18 protein-coding genes and 1 tRNA gene are annotated in these 17,917 nt (G+C 66.8%); 6 read left to right on the top strand and 13 right to left on the bottom strand.

Going from position 1 to position 17,917, the window contains the following annotated elements:
• The 5 genes from leuS to AC1VNM_RS20215 form a co-directional block, all read right to left on the bottom strand.
• Entirely contained in the window at positions 1 to 2,634 is a 2,634-nt protein-coding gene (leuS, locus tag AC1VNM_RS20235; protein WP_483108083.1) for a leucine--tRNA ligase, read from the bottom strand.
• A gap of 89 nt (positions 2,635 to 2,723) precedes the next feature.
• On the bottom strand, positions 2,724 to 3,194 hold the full coding sequence (locus tag AC1VNM_RS20230) for an ExbD/TolR family protein (protein WP_483108082.1): 471 nt from the start codon (positions 3,192 to 3,194) through the stop codon (positions 2,724 to 2,726).
• 25 nt (positions 3,195 to 3,219) lie between these two features.
• On the bottom strand, positions 3,220 to 3,864 hold the full coding sequence (locus AC1VNM_RS20225) for a MotA/TolQ/ExbB proton channel family protein (RefSeq protein ID WP_483108081.1): 645 nt from the start codon (positions 3,862 to 3,864) through the stop codon (positions 3,220 to 3,222).
• Between the two features lie 40 nt (positions 3,865 to 3,904).
• Positions 3,905 to 4,711 (bottom strand): 4-hydroxy-tetrahydrodipicolinate reductase, encoded by an 807-nt coding sequence (gene dapB / locus AC1VNM_RS20220; protein WP_377159421.1) that lies wholly within the window; start codon positions 4,709 to 4,711, stop codon positions 3,905 to 3,907.
• Positions 4,708 to 5,301, bottom strand: a complete 594-nt coding sequence (locus AC1VNM_RS20215) for an outer membrane protein assembly factor BamE (RefSeq protein WP_483108080.1) — start codon at positions 5,299 to 5,301, stop codon at positions 4,708 to 4,710. The genes dapB and AC1VNM_RS20215 overlap by 4 nt, the downstream gene beginning before the upstream one ends.
• Before the next feature lie 83 nt (positions 5,302 to 5,384).
• Between AC1VNM_RS20215 and fur the strand changes: the two genes are divergently transcribed.
• Positions 5,385 to 5,816, top strand: a complete 432-nt coding sequence (gene fur / locus AC1VNM_RS20210; RefSeq protein WP_377159425.1) for a ferric iron uptake transcriptional regulator — start codon at positions 5,385 to 5,387, stop codon at positions 5,814 to 5,816.
• Between the two features lie 97 nt (positions 5,817 to 5,913).
• On the opposite strand, the gene hprK is transcribed toward fur, so the two are convergent.
• From hprK to hpf, 3 genes are all read right to left on the bottom strand, one after another.
• Positions 5,914 to 6,876, bottom strand: a complete 963-nt coding sequence (hprK, locus tag AC1VNM_RS20205) for an HPr(Ser) kinase/phosphatase (protein ID WP_377159427.1) — start codon at positions 6,874 to 6,876, stop codon at positions 5,914 to 5,916.
• Between the two features lie 49 nt (positions 6,877 to 6,925).
• Positions 6,926 to 7,396, bottom strand: a complete 471-nt coding sequence (gene ptsN / locus AC1VNM_RS20200; RefSeq protein WP_067281138.1) for a PTS IIA-like nitrogen regulatory protein PtsN — start codon at positions 7,394 to 7,396, stop codon at positions 6,926 to 6,928.
• 288 nt (positions 7,397 to 7,684) lie between these two features.
• A complete protein-coding gene (hpf, locus tag AC1VNM_RS20195; protein WP_067281141.1) occupies positions 7,685 to 8,026 on the bottom strand; it encodes a ribosome hibernation-promoting factor, HPF/YfiA family in 342 nt (113 codons plus the stop codon).
• 741 nt (positions 8,027 to 8,767) lie between these two features.
• On the opposite strand from hpf, the gene corA reads away from it, so the two are divergent.
• Positions 8,768 to 9,757: a magnesium/cobalt transporter CorA gene (gene corA / locus AC1VNM_RS20190; protein WP_067281145.1), complete on the top strand. Its 990-nt coding sequence runs from the start codon at positions 8,768 to 8,770 to the stop codon at positions 9,755 to 9,757.
• A gap of 578 nt (positions 9,758 to 10,335) precedes the next feature.
• On the opposite strand, the gene AC1VNM_RS20185 is transcribed toward corA, so the two are convergent.
• Positions 10,336 to 10,950, bottom strand: coding sequence for a glutathione peroxidase (locus AC1VNM_RS20185; protein ID WP_483108079.1), 615 nt, complete (start codon positions 10,948 to 10,950; stop codon positions 10,336 to 10,338).
• Positions 10,951 to 11,133: 183 nt separating this feature from the next.
• On the opposite strand from AC1VNM_RS20185, the gene AC1VNM_RS20180 reads away from it, so the two are divergent.
• The 4 genes from AC1VNM_RS20180 (at position 11,134) to AC1VNM_RS20165 (ending at position 13,997) form a co-directional block, all read left to right on the top strand.
• Positions 11,134 to 12,015 (top strand): ferritin family protein, encoded by an 882-nt coding sequence (locus tag AC1VNM_RS20180; protein WP_377159433.1) that lies wholly within the window; start codon positions 11,134 to 11,136, stop codon positions 12,013 to 12,015.
• 189 nt (positions 12,016 to 12,204) lie between these two features.
• Complete coding sequence (locus AC1VNM_RS20175; RefSeq protein ID WP_483108078.1) at positions 12,205 to 12,624, top strand: VOC family protein; 420 nt, start codon at positions 12,205 to 12,207, stop codon at positions 12,622 to 12,624.
• Positions 12,624 to 13,508, top strand: coding sequence for a DUF3034 family protein (locus tag AC1VNM_RS20170; RefSeq protein WP_483108077.1), 885 nt, complete (start codon positions 12,624 to 12,626; stop codon positions 13,506 to 13,508). Before AC1VNM_RS20175 ends, AC1VNM_RS20170 begins: the two co-directional genes overlap by 1 nt.
• A gap of 54 nt (positions 13,509 to 13,562) precedes the next feature.
• The gene (locus AC1VNM_RS20165) at positions 13,563 to 13,997 is read left to right on the top strand and encodes a group I truncated hemoglobin (protein WP_483108076.1); all 435 of its coding nucleotides are present in this window, start codon (positions 13,563 to 13,565) and stop codon (positions 13,995 to 13,997) included.
• Positions 13,998 to 14,085: 88 nt separating this feature from the next.
• On the opposite strand, the gene AC1VNM_RS20160 is transcribed toward AC1VNM_RS20165, so the two are convergent.
• From AC1VNM_RS20160 to AC1VNM_RS20145, 4 genes are all read right to left on the bottom strand, one after another.
• Positions 14,086 to 14,161 (bottom strand) — tRNA-Phe (locus tag AC1VNM_RS20160).
• 75 nt (positions 14,162 to 14,236) lie between these two features.
• Positions 14,237 to 14,965, bottom strand: coding sequence for a response regulator (locus tag AC1VNM_RS20155; protein ID WP_377159443.1), 729 nt, complete (start codon positions 14,963 to 14,965; stop codon positions 14,237 to 14,239).
• A 6-nt stretch (positions 14,966 to 14,971) separates the two neighbouring features.
• Complete coding sequence (locus tag AC1VNM_RS20150) at positions 14,972 to 17,224, bottom strand: sensor histidine kinase (RefSeq protein WP_483108075.1); 2,253 nt, start codon at positions 17,222 to 17,224, stop codon at positions 14,972 to 14,974.
• Between the two features lie 71 nt (positions 17,225 to 17,295).
• Entirely contained in the window at positions 17,296 to 17,910 is a 615-nt protein-coding gene (locus AC1VNM_RS20145; RefSeq protein ID WP_377159447.1) for a DUF4390 domain-containing protein, read from the bottom strand.
• Positions 17,911 to 17,917 lie beyond the last annotated feature (7 nt).

Here is a 17,917-nt window from a genome sequence, read left to right as displayed (position 1 = left end):
TCAGACCACCACGTTGACGAGACGACCGGGCACGATGACGACCTTCTTGGGCGCCTTGCCTTCCGCGAATTTCTCGAAGTCCGGGCTGGCCAGCGCGATGGCTTCGATCGCGGCCTTGTCGGCCGAGGCCGCCACCTTGATCGCGCCGCGCAGCTTGCCGTTGACCTGCAGCATCAACTCGATCTGGTCCTGCACCAGGGCCGACTCGTCGACCTGCGGCCAGGCAGCGTCCAGCAGCTCACCCAGCTCGGCGGCGAAGCCGAGCTCGGTCCACAGCGCGTGCGCGATGTGCGGGCAGGCCGGGTAGATCACGCGCAGCAGCACCGAGAAGCCTTCGCGCACCGCGGCCGACTGGCCCTCGGCCTTGAAGCCTTCCAGCGCGTTCAGCAGCTTCATCGCGCCCGAGACCACGGTGTTGTACTGCATGCGCTCGTAGTCGTACGAGACCTGCTTCAGCACCAGGTGGACTTCGCGGCGCAGCGCCTTGCCGTCGTCGCTCAGCGCGGCGAAGTCGACGCCGCCGGTCTTGATCGCGTCGGCGTGCTTCGTGCCGAAGCCCCACACGCGCTTCAGGAAGCGGTGCGCGCCCTCGACGCCGGCATCATTCCACTCGAGCGTCTGCTCCGGCGGCGACGCGAACATCACGAACAGGCGGGCCGTGTCGGCGCCGTACTCGTCGATCAGGGCCTGCGGGTCGACGCCGTTGTTCTTCGACTTCGACATCGTCGTCATCTCGTACTCGAGCGGCTTGCCGTCGGCCTTCAGCGTGCCGCCGGTCGGCACGCCGTGCTCGTTGCGGGTGACGTCGACCTCGTGTTCCCAGTAGTAGTGCTTGCCGGCGTCTTCCGGCTTGCGGAAGAACGCGCCCTTCAACACCATGCCCTGCGTCAGCAGGTTGGTGAAGGGTTCGCTGAACTTGATCAGCTTCAGGTCACGCATGACCTTGGTCCAGAAGCGCGCGTACAGCAGGTGGAGGATCGCGTGCTCGATGCCGCCGATGTACTGGTCCATCGGCATCCAGTAGTCGGTGCCGTCGGCGACCATCTTCTCCGGGTTGGTCGCGTCGCAGTAGCGCATGAAGTACCACGAGCTGTCCACGAAGGTGTCCATCGTGTCCGTCTCGCGCTTGGCCGCGGCGCCGCACTTGGGGCAGCTGCAGTCCAGGAAGTCGGCGCGCTTGTTCAGCGGGTTGCCGCTGCCGTCGGGGATGCAGTCCTCGGGCAGCACGACGGGCAGGTCCTTCTCGGGGACGGGTACCGCGCCGCAGCTGTCGCAATGGATGATCGGGATCGGCGTGCCCCAGTAGCGCTGGCGGCTCACGCCCCAGTCGCGCAGGCGCCAGGTCGTCTTCTTCTCGCCCAGGCCCTTGCTGCCGACCAGCTCGGCCACCTTGTCCACCGCCTGCTTGTGCGTCAGGCCGTCCAGCGCGCCGGAGTTGATGCACACGCCGCGCTGCTTGTCGCCGTACCACTCGGCCCAGGCGTCGGTCGAGTAGGCCTCGTCGCCCACCGCCACGACCTGCTTGATCGCGATGCCGTACTTCTTCGCGAAGGCGAAGTCGCGCTCGTCATGCGCCGGCACGCCCATCACGGCGCCGTCGCCGTAGCTCATCAGCACGTAGTTGCCGACCCAGACCTCGACCTGCTCCCCGGTCAGCGGGTGCGTCACGAAGAGGCCGGTCGCCAGGCCCTTCTTGTCCTGCGTGGCCAGTTCGGCCTCGGTCGTGCCGCCCTGCTGGCATTCCTCGATGAAGGCGGCCAGCGCGGGATTCGTCTTCGCCGCGTGCGCGGCCAGCGGATGCTCCGGCGCGACGGCGCAGAAGGTCACGCCCATGATCGTGTCGGCGCGCGTCGTGAAGACGTAGAGCAGGCCGCCCTGGATGGGCTGGCCATCGTCGCCGGCGATCGCATGCGGGAAGGCGAAGCGCACGCCCTCGCTCTTGCCGATCCAGTTCTCCTGCATCAGGCGCACGCGCTCGGGCCAGCCCGACAGGTAGTTCTTGTCCGACGGATCGGCGACCGCGGCCAGCAGTTCCTCGGCGTAGTCGGTGATCTTCAGGTAGTAGCCGGGGATCTCGCGCTTCTCGATCGTCGCGCCCGAGCGCCAGCCCTTGCCGTCGATGACCTGCTCGTTGGCCAGCACGGTCTGGTCGATCGGGTCCCAGTTCACGACCTGCGTGCGGCGCTCGGCAATGCCGGCTTCCAGCATCTTCAGGAACAGCCACTGGTTCCAGCGGTAGTAGTCGGGCTTGCAGGTGGCGATCTCGCGCGACCAGTCGATCGCCAGGCCCATGGCCTGCATCTGCGACTTCATGTACGCGATGTTGTCGTAGGTCCACGCGGCCGGCGGCACCTTGTTCTTCATCGCCGCGTTCTCCGCGGGCAGGCCGAAGGCGTCCCAGCCCATCGGCATCAGCACGTTGTAGCCCTTCATGCGCAGCTGACGCGTCAACATGTCGTTGATCGTGTAGTTGCGGACGTGGCCCATGTGCAGCTTGCCGCTGGGGTAGGGCAGCATGGAGCAGGCGTAGAACTTCGGCTTGGACGCGTCCTCGACGACGCGGTAGGCGTCGCGGGCGTTCCAGTGATCGCGGGCGGCCTGTTCGACCTCGGAGGGGGCGTATTTCTCGTTCATGGTGGCTCGGGCAACGTAGCCGTCGATTGTAGGAGGCCGCGCACGGTCGCCCCATCCACCGTGGGAGGGCCACCGCACGGGGGGAACGATCAGCGCTTCGGGGGAGTGGCGGCGGCGCTTTTTGCGGGCTCGACGCCGTCGGCCGGTTCGCCGTTCTCGGCGACGAACGCGATCCGGTTCAGGCCCGCCTTCTGTGCCCAGCCGATCAGTTGCGCGACCTTGCCGTAGGGCACGGACTGGTCGGCGCTCAGGCGAAGTTCGGCATCGGGCTGACGCTGGGCCAGTTGCGCCAGGCGCTCGCGCATGGCCTTGGCATCGAGCTTGTCCTCGCCGAGCACGTACTCGCCTTCCGGCGTGATCGCCAGCGCGATGAAGCTCGCACCCGGCGCGGGCGAGGCCGCGTCGCTCTTGGGCAGGTCCAGCTTGAGCGCGCTGCCCATCAGCGGCGCGGCGATGATGAAGATCACCAGCAGCACCAGCATGACGTCGATCAGCGGCGTCATGTTGATCTCGCCCATCGGCTTGGGCGCTTCGCGGCGTTCGAGGCGGCCGAACTTCATCGCGCGGTCCGGACGGGAAGGGCGCTCACGCGCCGCCGACCAGCTCGCGCAGGTCGTGCGCGAAACCTTCGAGCTCCGCCTCACAGGCGGCGACCCACTTGCCGAAGAGGTTGTAGGCCAGCACCGCCGGGATCGCCACGGCCAGACCGGCGGCGGTCATGATCAGCGCTTCACCGACCGGGCTGGCAACCTTGTCGAGGCTGAAATTGCCCGTGGACGAGATGCTCATCAGCGCGTGGTAGATGCCCCAGACGGTACCGAACAGGCCGACGAAGGGCGCGGTGGCGCCGATGGTCGCCAGCACGATCTGGCCCCGGCTCAGGCCGTTCAGCACGGCGTGCAGCGCATCGCGCAGGCGGCGCGTCAGCTGCGAGGTCTTCTGCGCGGAGGCCGCCAGCGTGCCCGGCGCACTGTCCTGCATCGCGGCGTCGATCAGCGGCAGCATCAGCGCGCCGCGATCGAGCGTCTTGAGCTGGTCACGGCCCTGGCCGACGTCAGGCGCTGCCCAGAACACCGGCAGGCCGCGGCCGAGGTCGGTCCGCGCCCGGGCCAGCGTCCAGCTGCGCCAGAAGATCAGGACCCAGCTGCACACCGACATCGTCAGCAGCAGCAGCGAAACGAAACGGGCGACACCGTCGCCCGCTTGCCAGAGATGGATCAGTTCGGTCATCGCGTCGCGGGTCGGGCGCCGATCGTGGCAGCGTGCGGGGTCAGGCGATGCCGAGCACGTCGTTCATGTCGAACAGCCCGGTCTTGCGTTCGCCCAGGAAGCGCGCGGCGCGCAGGCTGCCCTGCGCGAACGTGGCGCGGCTCGACGCCTTGTGGCTGATCTCGATGCGCTCGCCGATGCCCAGGTACATCACGGTGTGGTCGCCGATCACGTCGCCACCGCGCACGGTCGCGAAGCCGATCGTCGACGGATCGCGCTCGCCGGTGACGCCTTCGCGGCCATAGACCGCGCAGGTCTTCAGGTCGCGGCCGAGCGCCTCGGCCACGACCTCGCCCATCTTCAGCGCGGTGCCGCTGGGCGCGTCGACCTTGTGGCGGTGGTGCGCCTCGACGATCTCGATGTCGTAACCCTGCGCCAGCGCCTTCGACGCCTGCTGCAGCAGCTTGAGCACCACGTTCACGCCCACGCTCATGTTGGGCGCCATCATGACGGCGGCGCGCTGCGCGAACTCGCCGATCTTCGCCTTCTCGTCCGGGCTGAAGCCGGTGGTGCCGATGACGGTCCGCACGCCCAGCTCGGCGCACAGCGCGAGGTGAGCCATCGTGCCTTCAGGACGGGTGAAGTCGATCAGCACATCGGCCTTGGCCAGGCCGGCCCTGACGTCGCTGGAGATCGCGACGCCCGTGGTCTGACCCAGGAAGGCGCCGGCGTCCTGGCCCAGCGCGGGGCTGCCGTCGCGATCGAGCGCGGCGGCCAGTTCGAGGTCGTCCGCCGCCAGCACCGCTTCGACCAGCATCCGGCCCATGCGGCCGGACGCGCCGGTGATCGCGATCCGCAGACGGCTCATCGGCGGGGCTCCAGCGGCGGGTACTCGCGCGTCGGGCCGATCGGCTCCGGCGTCGCGGTCGCTGCGGTGCGCACCGGCGGGGGCAGCGCCTTGCGCTCCTCTTCCGTCAGTTCGAGCTTGGGCTCCTTGCCGGAGACCTTCAGCGTGTTGATCGACGCGATGAATTCCTTCTCGGTCGGCAGGTCGTCCGGCGCGTCGATCTTCGACAGCTGATCGCCGTTGAAGGTCAGCAGGATGTGGCGGTTCTGCGGTGCGGCACCCTGGCGCCGGATCGTGAAGACGTAGTCCCAGCGGGATTCATGGAAGACGTCGGCCAGCAGCGGCGAGCCGAGGACGTCGCGCACCTGGGCGCGGGTCATGCCGGGCTTGACCGCGGCAATCTGCTCCTTCGTGACGACGTTGCCCTGGACGATCTCGACGCGATACGGCGTGACCAGGCCGAGCACCTTCTCGCCGCTCACGGAGAGCGCGTCGAACTTGGGCATCTGCGAGCAGCCGCCCAGCGCCAGGAGACCAACAACCAGGCCGGCCACGGCGGTGCCGGAGGCGTTCCGGCGTGCAATGCGGGGGATACGGAAATTCAATGACATGGCACGTCTCGGCCGAGGCGCTAGGGCTATGATCGACGGATTCTAGCGGCACGCACCCACGCTATTCCGCAGGCGCAAACCCCATGAACCGGTCAGACGAAATCAAGAACAGCGGGCTCAAGGCCACCTTGCCCCGCATCAAGATCCTCGAGATCTTCCAGACGACCCAACAGCGGCACATGACCGCCGAGGACGTTTACAAAGCTTTGCTCGATGAACGCGCGGACATCGGTCTTGCGACGGTCTATCGCGTGCTCACCCAGTTCGAGCAGGCGGGCTTGCTGTCACGCAATCACTTCGAGTCCGGCAAGGCGGTGTTCGAGCTCAACGAGGGCCATCACCACGACCACCTCGTGTGCCTGACCTGCGGCTTCGTCGAGGAGTTCTACGATCCGCAGATCGAGGAACGCCAGCACGCCATCGCGATGGATCGCGGCTTCCAGTTGCAGGAGCACTCCCTCGCGCTGTACGCGAACTGCGTGAAGAAGGACTGTCCGAACAAGACGGCCCGTTGAGCGGTCCGACGTCGGCGATCAAGACGCCGACAACGACAACGACAAGGGGCTCCGATGGAGCCCCTTTCTCTTTTCCTGATCCGCTGGGGATCGAGGCTCAGTTCGTGTCGTTGAGGCCCTGTTCGATCGCACGCTGGTGGCGCTCGACGAACTCGCGGTAGGTGTCGATGCCGCGCAGCTGCAGGATGGTGTTGCGTACCGCGGCCTCGACCAGCACGGCCAGGTTGCGACCGGCATCCACCGCGATCACGACCTTGCGCACCGGCATGCCCAGCACGTCCTCGTACAGCGGCTCGTAGGGCAGGCGTTCGAAGTCCCGCTCCATCGTTTCCTTGCGGACCAGGTGGACGATCAGCTTGAGGCGCATCTTCCGGCGCACCGCCGTCTCGCCGAAGATCGCCTTGATGTCCAGCAGACCGATGCCGCGGACTTCGAGCAGGTTCATCAGCAGCTCGGGGCAGCGGCCCTCGATCGCCGTCTGCGCGATGCGGAAGAAGTCCACCGCGTCGTCCGCCACCAGGCCGTGGCCGCGGCTGATCAGCTCCAGGCCCAGTTCGCTCTTGCCCAGGCCGGACTCGCCGGTCAGCAGCACGCCCAGGCCGAGGATGTCCATGAACACGCCGTGCCGCGTCGTGCGGTTGGCGCAGACATGCGCGAGGTAGGCGCGGACCAGGTCGATGACGTGGCCGGCGCTCTCGGCGGTGGTGAACAGCGGGATCTCGGCGCGGTCGCACATCGCGACCAGCCGGTCCGGCGGCGCCTGATCGTCGGCGACGATGATCACCGGCGGTTCCAGCGTCACGATGCGCGCGATGCGACGGTCCAGCACGTCGCCCGAGGCCTGGCTCAGGTAGCCGACCTCACGTCGGCCCACGATCTGCACGCGGTACGGATGGATGTAGTTCAGGTAGCCGACCAGATCGGCGGCCGACTGCGCGTCGCGCAACGCGGCTTCGTCGAAGCGGCGCTCAGGATGCGCGTGTCCCGCGATCCACTCCCAACGCAGGGCCTCGCGGTGCTCCTCGAACAACCGGTCCGCGCTGATGGAGGTGGCTTTCAAGTTCGGCGGCCGTGGTCGTGGCGGTGAGGGGTCGGAGGGCTGTCGGCGCTCAGGCGACCGACTTCAGCGGTTCCCAGTCGGCGATCAGGCGATGCACCGTCGCGGCTTCGGGCTCGGTCTTGAGGCGCTCCCGCAGTTCGCGATCGGACAGCATTTCGGCGATCTCGGACAGGATCTCGAGGTGTCTCTGCGTCGCCGCTTCGGGCACCAGCAGGAAGATCAGCAGCGTGACCGGCTCGTCGTCCGGCGCGTCGAAGCCGATCGGCTGCTGCACGCGCAGCACGGCGGCCAGCGGATTCTTCAGGCCCTTGATACGGCCATGCGGGATCGCGACGCCGTGACCCAGGCCGGTCGAGCCCAGACGTTCGCGGGCGAACAGGTTGTCCGTGACCGCGGCGCGGGAGATGGAATGGTTGTTCTCGAAGAGCAGCCCCGCGTGTTCGAAGACCCGCTTTTTGCTGGAAGCGTCCACATCGACCAGCACGTTGCTGGCAGGAAGGATGGCGGCGAGACGGTTCATCGGGCATTTGCCGGTCACGACGACCGGCGGGCTGGGAGAGCAGCGCTGCGCACCAGCGGGGCGCAGATTCGAGGGTTGAGGGACAGGATTATAGGAATCCCGCTACCGACAGGGGGTGTGACGGATGCGACGCTCCTGTGAAAAGGTCGTCCCTGGTGTTGCATTGCAACAATTCTCGGCAAAAAGGCGGCCCGACGGGCCGCCTTGCGGGCAGAACCCCGGGAAATCCCCGGGGTCCGGAGCGGGTTCACCGCCCGGCGTGGGCCGTGGCGGGAACCCGGGAGCCGGTCATCCGGCGCTCAGGTCCATGCGCTTGGCCGATTCATGATGATGGTTCTGCACACGGTCCTTGTGGCGGCAGACCTGCCGATCCAGCTTGTCCATCAGCTCGTCGATGGCCGCGTAGAGGTCCTCGTGCGAGTGCTCGCAGAAGATCTCCCGTCCCTTCACATGCAATGTGACTTCCGCGCGTTGGCGTCGATCCTTCTCCTTCTGCTTCTCCACGGTCAGCAGGACGTTGATGTCCACGACCTGGTCAAAGTGCCGGATCACCCGGCTCAACTTGTTCAGCACGTACTCACGCAGAGCCTGTGTCACTTCGAGATGGTGGCCGCTGATGGTCAGGTTCATAAAGCCTCCTTTCACAAGGGCTTGGTCGGAAACGGTGTCGGAGTCGGCGGCGGATGCCGCGGGAAAAGAGCGGTTCAGGGTCTTGGGGGTCTTTGTGCCTTGAGGCGGTGGGGAAATCGATGTGGGTGGAAGGCCACGCCGCCGACAGGGAGTCGGAAGCGTGCGGGAAGCGGATGGGGGATCAGAGGATGGCGTCGGAATGAACGGTCCGCGAGGGACCCGGAAGGCCGCGAGGGCCGATGGCATGCGGGTTCTGAGGCGACATCGATGAAGAAGACGAGGCCAGTCTGCTCCCGATCCGGGGCTCGGGCAAGTGATCAAAAGCAAGGTTTGGGGGCGAATATTCCCGCCTTGCGGCATGGCGAGGTCCGTGCTCGAATGCTGGGTGTTGTGCGGCGGACGCTCCGAGGCGCTCTTCCTTGCCGCTCCCGAGAGCGCGATGTGATAATTCCGCGTCCCGATTACTGGAGTTTCCCTTGGACAGCGACCACCCTCGGTGGCCATCCACTCCAGCGTCAATCCGCCGCAGCCCCTGAGCGTTCAGCGTCACCGCGCCAACGCCGCCGCGACGCTTGTCCGGAGTGAGACGGGCCACCTTCGACCTGCATTCCGCGCGCGCCGCTGTCCCGGCGCCGCCCGCTCCCCGACAACTTCCTGCGCCGCGACGATCCCGAGGATCCGTCAACGCGCACTCCGGCTTGCGCGTTCGCCAGAGCGCGTCACCGCCGACGAAGGACCTGCATGCTCAATGTTTTCACGCTGGACAACGGCCGCCTCAAGGGAGGCATGGTCCAGGAGGAGATCGCGACCGCCGCCGAACTGCTCGCGCGCACGGACGACGGTCGTGACCCGGTCTGGGTCGACCTGGAGTCGCCCACGCCGGAGGAGAAGGACTGGATCCGCGAACGCTTCGGCCTGGTGATCCCCGAAGACATCGTCGACGAGGATCTGGAGGAGTCCGCCCGCTTCTACGAGGAGGACAACGGCGAGCTGCACATCCGTTCCGACTTCCTGATCGACGACATGGAGGCGCCGCGCAATGTGCGCGTGGCCTTCATCCTGTTCAACAACGTGCTGTTCTCGGTCCACAACGAGGACCTGCCGGTGTTCCGCCTGCTGCGCCTGCGCGCGCGTCGCATCCCCGCCCTGATCGAGGACGCCAAGGACGTGCTGCTCAAGCTCTACGACGCGGATGCGGAGTACTCCGCCGACGTGCTCGAGGGCATCTACGACAACCTCGAGAAGGTCAGCGCGCGCGTGCTGAAGAAGGACGTCAACGACACCGAGGCCGGCGCGGTGCTCGCCGCCATCGCGCGCGAGGAAGACCTGAACGGCCGCATCCGGCGCAACGTGATGGACACGCGCCGCGCGGTCAGCTTCATGATGCGCAGCCGCATGCTCAACGCCGAGCAGTTCGAGGAATCCCGGCAGATCCTGCGCGACATCGACTCGCTCGATTCGCACACGGCCTTCCTCTTCGACAAGATCAACTTCCTGATGGACGCCACGGTCGGCTTCATCAACATCAACCAGAACAAGATCATCAAGATCTTCTCGGTCGCGAGCGTGGCACTGCTGCCTCCGACGCTGATCGCCAGCGTCTACGGCATGAACTTCGACGGCATGCCGGAGCTCCATTGGAAGTACGGCTACGTCTTCGCGCTGGGACTGATGGTCGCGTCGGTCACCGCCCCCTTCATCTACTTCCGCCGCAAGGGCTGGCTCGCCTGATCCCGTCCAAGTCCGCCCAGGCTCTTGCGAGCCCGGGAGGCGTCTGCAAGGCAGAAATACAAAGGGCCTCCGCGATGCGGAAGCCCTGGGTATAAAAGTAGCCTCAAGACGCCCCTGGCCAACGAGGGAGGGAGGGAGGAGGAGGAGAAAGGCCTCGGGATTGCAGCTTCACGAGGAAGCAGGTCTTGCGGCTGAAAGTGGATGCGTTGACTTTACTCCCATCGCTGCCGGGATCGGTGGAAACCCGGAATGCCCTCCTGAACCGCTGCGCCTTCCGGCCCGTTTAAGCGTCCCCAAAGGGACCGCTGCTACCGGCTGTTGGCGCTGGCGTTTGTCGTCAGCGATGTGTTGAACGAGCCGTCATGGTGCAGCGCATCGCCGTCGATGTCATCCCATCGATGAACGAATAAGTGAGCAACTGTCACTGTTGTCCCGCCTAGCCGGGACAGTTTTCAGGGTGATGACGAGCCTTCGCTACAGGCGCACCGATTGCCCAACCCCGCGCCCTGAGATCAGTTTTTTCGAGAGAAAATGAGGCGCAGGCGCAGGTTTTCCGATTCAGTGGCTCAGCGCACTCATCACTGCGGTTGCGCGACCAGCTTTTCCACGGCCTGGGTGAACTGGGTGCTGTCGGGGCTCACGCCGGACGCGAAGCTCATGACCTGCTTGCCGTCGCGCGAGATCAAGTACTTGTGGAAGTTCCACTTCGGCGCCTGACCCGTGCGCTTGGCCAGGTCGGCGAAGAGCGGATTCAGATCGGCTTTTCCGGCGGCCACGTTGCTCTTGCTGAACATCGGGAATTTCACGTTGAAGGTGTTCTCGCAGAACTCGGCGATCTCCTTGTTGCTGCCGTACTCCTGGTTGCCGAAGTCACCGGAGGGAAAACCGAGCACCACCAGTCCCTTGTCCGCATAGCGCGCGGACAGCGCTTCCAGCGCCTTGTACTGCGGCGTGTAGCCGCAGAAGCTGGCCGTGTTGACCACCAGCACGACCTTGCCGGCGTACTGGCACAGCGCCTGCGGCTTCTCGTCCTGCAGGCGGGGCATCTGCCGGTTGAGCAGTTCGGGGCACGAGGCGCTCGATGCAGTCGTCTCGGCCGCGGGCGCGGCGTGGGCGGACGTCGCGGCGAACGGCGACACCAGCGCCAGCAGGAGCGCGGCTCGCCTGAAGAAGGAACCGAAGGACTGGGTCATGTCGTTATCTCCTGGGATCGGTAAATCCGGATGGTCCGAAGGCTGCGGCGCTGCGTAAGAAGCGAACGTGGCTTCAGGTCCGTTGGAAGCGCGATTAGGCCAGATCGCCCCACGGGCGGATGGCGTAAGGGAATGTCATGGTGCGACCGGTAGAATCCGCCGCGCTCAACAGGACGCAGACAGATGCTTTATCCCGAACTCTTCAAGCAACTCGAGGCCGTGCGCTGGAACATGGACACGGATATCCCGTGGGACAAGTTCGACGCGTCCAAGCTGACCGACGACCAGGCGCGCACGATCAAGATGAACGCGATCACCGAGTGGTCCGCGCTGCCTGCCACGGAGATGTTCCTGCGCGACAACAAGGACGACAGCGACTTCTCGGCCTTCATGAGCGTCTGGTTCTTCGAGGAGCAGAAGCATTCGCTGGTGCTCATGGAGTACCTGCGCCGCTTCCGTCCGGACATGGTGCCGACCGAAGCGGAGTTGCACGAGGTGCGCTTCGAGTTCGACCCGGCCCCCGCGCTGGAAACGCTGATGCTGCACTTCTGCGGCGAGATCCGCCTGAACCACTGGTACCGCCGTGCCGCCGAATGGCACACCGAGCCGGTCATCAAGGCGATCTACGAGACCCTGTCGCGCGACGAGGCCCGCCATGGCGGCGCCTACCTGCGCTACATGAAGCGCGCGATGACCAAGTTCGGCGACGAGGCCAAGGCCGCGTTCGCGAAGGTCGGCGTGCTGATGGCCAGCGCGCGCCGGACGGCCCAGGCGCTGCATCCGACCAACCTGCACGTGAACGCCAAGCTGTTCCCGCGCGACACCATCCAGAGCCGCCTGCCCGATCCGGAATGGCTGGAGCGCTGGCTGGACAAGCAGATCCAGTTCGACACCGTGTGGGAGAACAAGGTGGTCGAACGCATCCTGCACAACATGAGCCTGCTGATGGAGCGCAGCTTCGCCAGCGTCCAGGAGCTGAACCGCTTCCGCAAGGAACTGACGCAGCGCCTGGCCCAGGCGGCGCAACAGGCGCAGGGTGGCGACGCGGCGCCGAAGGCGACCTGACCCTCCGAGCCCGCCGCTCGCACGAAGGCCCGCTGACGCGGGCCTTTTCTTTTGTCGTGGCCGCACCGAGGCGGTCCTCGCACATGGCCCTGGCGCATGCGCACCTGGCCCGCCGCGGCCACAATGCATCATTCCCTTCCCCTTCCCCTTCCCCTTCCCCTTCCTCCCACCGCCATCCGCCGACCGCTCATGAAGTATCTGCACACCATGGTCCGAGTGACCGACATCGAAGCGTCCATGAAGTTCTACCGCGACGCGCTCGGCCTGCAGGAAGTGCGCCGCAGCGAGCACGAGGCCGGCCGCTTCACGCTGGTCTATCTCGCCGCGCCCGGTGACGAGGATGCCCAGATCGAACTCACCTACAACTGGGATCCCGAGGTCTACACCGGCGGTCGCAACTTCGGCCACGTGGCCTACGCGGTGCCGGACATCTATGCCGCCTGCCAACGGCTGATGGACGCCGGCGTGACGATCAACCGTCCGCCGCGCGATGGCCGCATGGCCTTCGTGCGCTCGCCCGACAACATCTCGGTCGAACTGCTGCAGGACGGCCCCGCGCTGCCGCCGGCCGAGCCGTGGATCTCCCTGCCCAACATCGGCGCCTGGTGATGCTTCGATCGCTGGTCCCCTTGCTGCTGGCCGTGCCGCTGGCCTGTGCCGCGCAGGCACAGGGCAAGCTGCTGCTGACCGGCGGGGTGAGCAGCATCGACGGCGCTGCCGGTGGCGGCCTGACCCCCTGGGCCCTGACCGGGAGTTATGCCACCAGCGGCCAGGTCGGCGCCACGGCCTACTTCACGCGCCTGCCGGTGCAGGACTACGGCCTGTCCGGCTACGGCGCGTCCGTGGCCTTCGGCGAGCGCGCCGAGCTGTCGATCGCGAAGCAGGATTTCAGCGCCGGCGGGACGGGCGCGGCACTGGGTCTCCCGGGGCTCCAGCTGAAGCAGACGATTCTCGGTGCGAAGGTCCGGCTGGGTGGAGACGCCGTGCTGGACGCCGATACCTGGATGCCGCAGATTGCGCTCGGTGTCGAATACAAGCATCTGGATGCCGGCGGCCTTGCGCCGACGCTGAGCGCGCTCGGCGCGAAGCGCAACGGCGTCGACGTCTATCTGAGCGCCACCAAGCTGTTCCTGGCGCAGAGCACGCTGGTGAACGTGACCTTGCGCGCGACGCGGGCCAACCAGAACGGTCTGCTGGGCTTCGGCGGCACGGCGAGCAGCCGGTATTCGCTGATGCCTGAGGTGTCGATCGCGTACCTGATCAACAAGCAGTGGGCGATCGGCGCCGAGTACCGCATGAAGCCCGACAAGCTCTACCCGTCGATCCTCGGCGACGGGCTGCGCGAGGATGACTGGAAGGACGTGTTCGTCGCCTGGGCGCCGAACAAGCACGTCTCGCTGACGGCGGCGTACGTGGACCTCGGCCGTGTGGTGCCCGGCATCCAGCCGCGGAGACAGCGCGGTGTGTACGGGTCGATCCAGTTCGCGTACTGATCCCGGCGCGACGCCAAGTCGCCATCACGACGAATCGACGAGGAGACCTGGACGATGCGATCTGCTCGAAGACTGTGGACGGCAAGCGCGCTGGCGCTGCTGATCGGCGTGGGCGTGCATGCGCACGCGGCGGACGACGCGTTGTACCGTTCGCTCGGTGGCGATGAAGGCATCGCCCGGATCGTCGACGGCATGGTCGATCGCGCCTATGCGGATCCGCGCATCCAGAAGAAGTTCGATGGCGTCAATCCGAAGGCGCTGAAGGAGTCGCTGCGCAACCAGTTCTGCGTGCTCAGCGGAGGCGCGTGCAAGTACGAGGGCGAGACGATGAAGAACTCGCACGCCCATCTGGCGCTGACCAAGGCCGACTTCAACGCGTTGGTCGAGGACCTGCAGTTCGCGATGGACGACCAGCAGGTGCCGTTCGCGGTGCAGAACCGATTGCTGGCGCTGCTCGCGCCGATGCATCGGGACATCATCACGCGCTGAGGCGCGGCGGGAGCCGTGCCCTCGATGGCCCGACTGGCGCGTCGAGGCAGAAAGCAGAAAGCCCGGCAGAGCCGGGCTTTCTTGAATCTGGTGGCCAAGGGCGGAATCGAACCACCGACACGCGGATTTTCAATCCGCTGCTCTACCAACTGAGCTACTTGGCCGTGAGACTGTGTCTCTCGCTCCGTTGTTCCAGGTCTTGCGTCCTGTGCCGAACAACGAAGACAGCGACTATAGCACTAAATTCCGCTGCCTCGCTTGTTTCTCGACAAATCGACGCCCAGTTGCTTGAGCTTGCGGTACAGGTGGGTGCGTTCCAGGCCGGTCTTCTCGGCCACGCGGGTCATCGAGCCGTTCTCCTTGGCCAGGTGGAATTCGAAGTAGCTCTTCTCGAACGCATCGCGCGCCTCGCGCAGCGGACGGTCCAGTTCGAAGACCTGTTCGGAAGCCAGGCCCTGATGCGGCAGCGGCGTCACCGGGGCGAGGCCGGCCGTCTGGACCGGCAGCGTGCCGGCCGCGATGGGCGGCAGCGTCTCCGGACGCGGATAGCTGTTGCCGATCGCCGTCCCGATCACCGGCGCCGCCGGCGGCGCCGGGCGGGGCGCGGTCTTCACCAGGGCCTGCTCGACCGCGCGCAGCAGCTTCTGCAGCGTGATCGGCTTTTCCAGGAAGGCCATCGCGCCGAACTTGGTCGCCTCGACCGCCGTGTCGATCGTGCCGTGGCCGCTCATCATGATGACCGGCATCGTCAACTGCCCGGTGCTGCCCCACTCCTTGAGCAGCGTGATGCCGTCGACGTCCGGCATCCAGATGTCCAGCAGCACAAGGTCGGGACGCGAGCGCTCGCGGCTCGCCCTCGCCTGCTGGGCGTTCTGCGCGAGTTCGATGGTGTGCCCCTCGTCGGAGAGGATTTCGGACAAGAGGGCGCGGATGCCCAGTTCGTCGTCAACAACAAGAATGGTTGCCATGTATGCCTACTGTTCACGCGGCCGAGGCGCGTCCTGCGCAGGGCTCGGTGCAGTCGCGAGTTTTGAAAATGATAACGAAACTTGTGCGCCGCTCGGCGGCTGATCGGCGCCGCTGGCTGCTGGGAGATTCACCAAGCGGATGCGAGCGCCGTGCTCGTCCGCGATTTTCTTCACCACGGCAAGCCCGAGCCCCGTGCCCTTGGTCTTGGTCGTGACGTAAGGCTCGAAGGCGCGCTTCAGCACGTTCTCGGCGAAACCGGGCCCGTTGTCGACGATCACCAACCGCAGCGCCCGCAGCTCGCCGGCTTCGGTCAACGACTTCTGGGTCCGCACCGTCACGTGGCCGTCCGGGCGATGGCTGACCGCATCCAGCGCGTTCTGCACGAGGTTGTGGATCACCTGCCGCAGCTGCGGCGCGTCGCCCATCATCAGCGGCGGATCGGTCGCCAGGTCCGCCTTCAGCTGCCCCGCCTCCTGGGCTTCGGCGTACAGCGTCAGCACCTCGGCGACCAGCGCGTTCAGGTCCAGCGGCGAGAGCTTGGCCGCGGGCAGCCGCGCATAGTCGCGGAACTCGTTGACCAGCTGCTTCATCGCCTGGACCTGGTTGACGATGGTGCCCACCGAGCGCACCAGCATCGCCTGATCGGTGCCTTCGAGCTTGGACTCGAGCTTGAACTGCAAGCGCTCCGCCGACAGCTGGATCGGCGTCAGCGGGTTCTTGATCTCGTGCGCGAGCCGCCGCGCCACCTCGCTCCAGGCGGCGGAGCGCTGCGCCGACACGACCTCGCTGATGTCGTCGAACACCAGCAGTCGCGCGCCCTGCGGCAGCAGTGCGCCGCGCACCAGCAGCGTCAGCGCGGTCTTTTCGTCGAGCTGCAGTTCGAACGAATCCTGCCAGTGCTCGCGCTCGCTCGCCTCGGGGCTGCTCTGCAGTTCGAAGCGCTGCCAGATGTCCTTGCCGAATACCGCCAGCACCGGCAGGTCCTCCAGCGGCCGACCCACGTAGGCCGACAGCGGCAGCTTCAGGATGCGCGTCGCGCCGGGGTTGACGGTTTCGATGCGGCGATCGGCGTCGAACACGATCACGCCGGCCGTCAGGTTGTCGAGGATGGTCTGCACGTGCGTGCGCGCGCTCTCGAGCTGCGTCACGCTGTGCTCGACCAGCGCGCGCGCGTCGGCCAGCTGCTGCGTCATGTCCGCGAACGAGCGCGTCAGCCCGCCGAGCTCGTCGCGCGAGCGGAACACCGGCTTGGCCTTCAGGTCGCCGGTCGCGACCTCGCGCATGCCTTCGGCCAGCAGCAGCAGCGGCTGCACCAACTGGTTGGACAGCGCCACCGCCAGCAGCAGCGCCGCGAACACCGCGAGGATCAGCACCAGCGTCAGCGTGCCCAGGTACATGCGCCGCAGGCCGTCGCGCAGCAGCGAGCGCTGCAGGTATTCCTGGTTCGCCGCCGACACGTTCAGCGCGTTGCTGATCACCTTGCCGGAGATCTGCTTGACGACCATCAGATAGCGGTCGCTGTTGGTCAGCTGCAGCGCGCTGCTCGGCAGCAGGGCCAGCGAGCGGATGCGCGCCTCGCCCTGCATCGCCAGTTGCTCGTCCTCCAGACCTTCCAGCCGCGAGGCGATGCCGTTGCTGCGCGCCTGCGAGATCAGCGTGGAATTGGGCCGCGCGGGGATCTCGCTCGACTCGCCGCCGGCGGACAGCATGATCTGGCCGTTGCCCGCGACCAGGGCGACGCTGCGCGCGCCCAGCTGATCGCGCAGCCGCTCCAGCGCCAGTGGCGCCAGCGCGCCGTCTTCCCAGCGTTCGGCCGCGGCGCGGGTGCGGACGGTCTGCTCGGTGCGCAAGTTCTCCAGCGTGTCCTGGCCCAGCGCCAGGCCCGCCTCCAGCGCGCTGGCGAGGCGTTGGTCGAACAGGCTCTCGATGCTCCGGTTCACGAACTGGTAGGAGACCGTGTAGATCAGCAGGCCCGGCACCACGCCGACGATCGCGAAGATGCCCGCGAGCTTGAGCAGCAGGCGGCTGCCGAAGCGGCCGCGCTTCACCCGCAGCGCGAGCCGCGTGCCGGCGACGCCGATGACGACGATCAGCGCGGTGGCGACCGCGACGTTGACCCAGAACAGCCAGACGTAATGGCGCTCCAGGAAGCCGCGCTGCGCGGTCGTGCTGATGGACAGCAGGAAGGCCAGCATGCCGCTGGCACCCGCGATCGCGGTCACGGAGATCAACCACGCCAGGCGCGCCGACTTGGTCACGGGTCAGGGTCCTTGCTGAAACAGGGGGATCGGAAAAACGACGGAGGAAGACGACGGCAAGGTCTGCCTGTTCAAGGCTGCGGCCGGTTGGGGGGCGGCGTGGACGGCGCCTCCAGCGTCAGCGTGAGATTGCGGTCGACGCTCAAGGCCCAGCCCTGGCTGCCGCCCAGCCCGATCTGCATCGGCCGCGGGAGCTGCGCGGTGTCCAGCTTGTAGCTGAACTCCAGGTAATAGCGGCCATCGTCCTCGATGTCCTTGGTCTCGGCCACGCGCCAGCCGGACACGCCACGCAGCGACGAGATCGCCTCGCCGAGCGTGTCGAAGCTCTGGTGCAGGCCGCCGGTGCTGACGCGGTATTGACGGGTCAGCGGCTGCCAGGTCAGTCGCCAGGTCCGGCTGGCCTGGGCGACACGCGCATCGCGCCAGTACCAGCGGTTGCGCAAGACCTGGATCTCGGCGACGAAGTAGATCGCCACGCCCTTGAGCAGCGCCTCCTCGGCCTGCCGGGGCAACTCGAAGCGGGTGCTGAAACTGACGGCCAGGCCGTCCTCGACGCGTTCCGCGTTCAGCACCTGCAGGGCCACGCCCTGGGCCAGCGCCCAGCCGTGCAAGGCCAGCAGCGCGCCGACCAGGGTCAGGCGCTGCCACCAGGAACGCAGCGGAACGGGACGGGACGGCGGGGACACGCGGACG

The organism is Mitsuaria sp. MSU3D (genome assembly GCF_056867975.1).
This window is presented reverse-complemented; position numbering and strand designations above follow the sequence as displayed.

Coding starts and splice junctions, on each gene's coding strand:
- leuS (WP_483108083.1), bottom strand. CDS start 2,634: ATGAACGAGAAATACGCCCCCTCCGAGGTCGAACAGGCCGCCCGCGAT.
- AC1VNM_RS20230 (WP_483108082.1), bottom strand. CDS start 3,194: ATGAAGTTCGGCCGCCTCGAACGCCGCGAAGCGCCCAAGCCGATGGGC.
- AC1VNM_RS20225 (WP_483108081.1), bottom strand. CDS start 3,864: ATGACCGAACTGATCCATCTCTGGCAAGCGGGCGACGGTGTCGCCCGT.
- dapB (WP_377159421.1), bottom strand. CDS start 4,711: ATGAGCCGTCTGCGGATCGCGATCACCGGCGCGTCCGGCCGCATGGGC.
- AC1VNM_RS20215 (WP_483108080.1), bottom strand. CDS start 5,301: ATGTCATTGAATTTCCGTATCCCCCGCATTGCACGCCGGAACGCCTCC.
- fur (WP_377159425.1), top strand. CDS start 5,385: ATGAACCGGTCAGACGAAATCAAGAACAGCGGGCTCAAGGCCACCTTG.
- ptsN (WP_067281138.1), bottom strand. CDS start 7,396: ATGAACCGTCTCGCCGCCATCCTTCCTGCCAGCAACGTGCTGGTCGAT.
- hpf (WP_067281141.1), bottom strand. CDS start 8,026: ATGAACCTGACCATCAGCGGCCACCATCTCGAAGTGACACAGGCTCTG.
- corA (WP_067281145.1), top strand. CDS start 8,768: ATGCTCAATGTTTTCACGCTGGACAACGGCCGCCTCAAGGGAGGCATG.
- AC1VNM_RS20185 (WP_483108079.1), bottom strand. CDS start 10,950: ATGACCCAGTCCTTCGGTTCCTTCTTCAGGCGAGCCGCGCTCCTGCTG.
- AC1VNM_RS20180 (WP_377159433.1), top strand. CDS start 11,134: ATGCTTTATCCCGAACTCTTCAAGCAACTCGAGGCCGTGCGCTGGAAC.
- AC1VNM_RS20175 (WP_483108078.1), top strand. CDS start 12,205: ATGAAGTATCTGCACACCATGGTCCGAGTGACCGACATCGAAGCGTCC.
- AC1VNM_RS20170 (WP_483108077.1), top strand. CDS start 12,624: ATGCTTCGATCGCTGGTCCCCTTGCTGCTGGCCGTGCCGCTGGCCTGT.
- AC1VNM_RS20165 (WP_483108076.1), top strand. CDS start 13,563: ATGCGATCTGCTCGAAGACTGTGGACGGCAAGCGCGCTGGCGCTGCTG.
- AC1VNM_RS20155 (WP_377159443.1), bottom strand. CDS start 14,965: ATGGCAACCATTCTTGTTGTTGACGACGAACTGGGCATCCGCGCCCTC.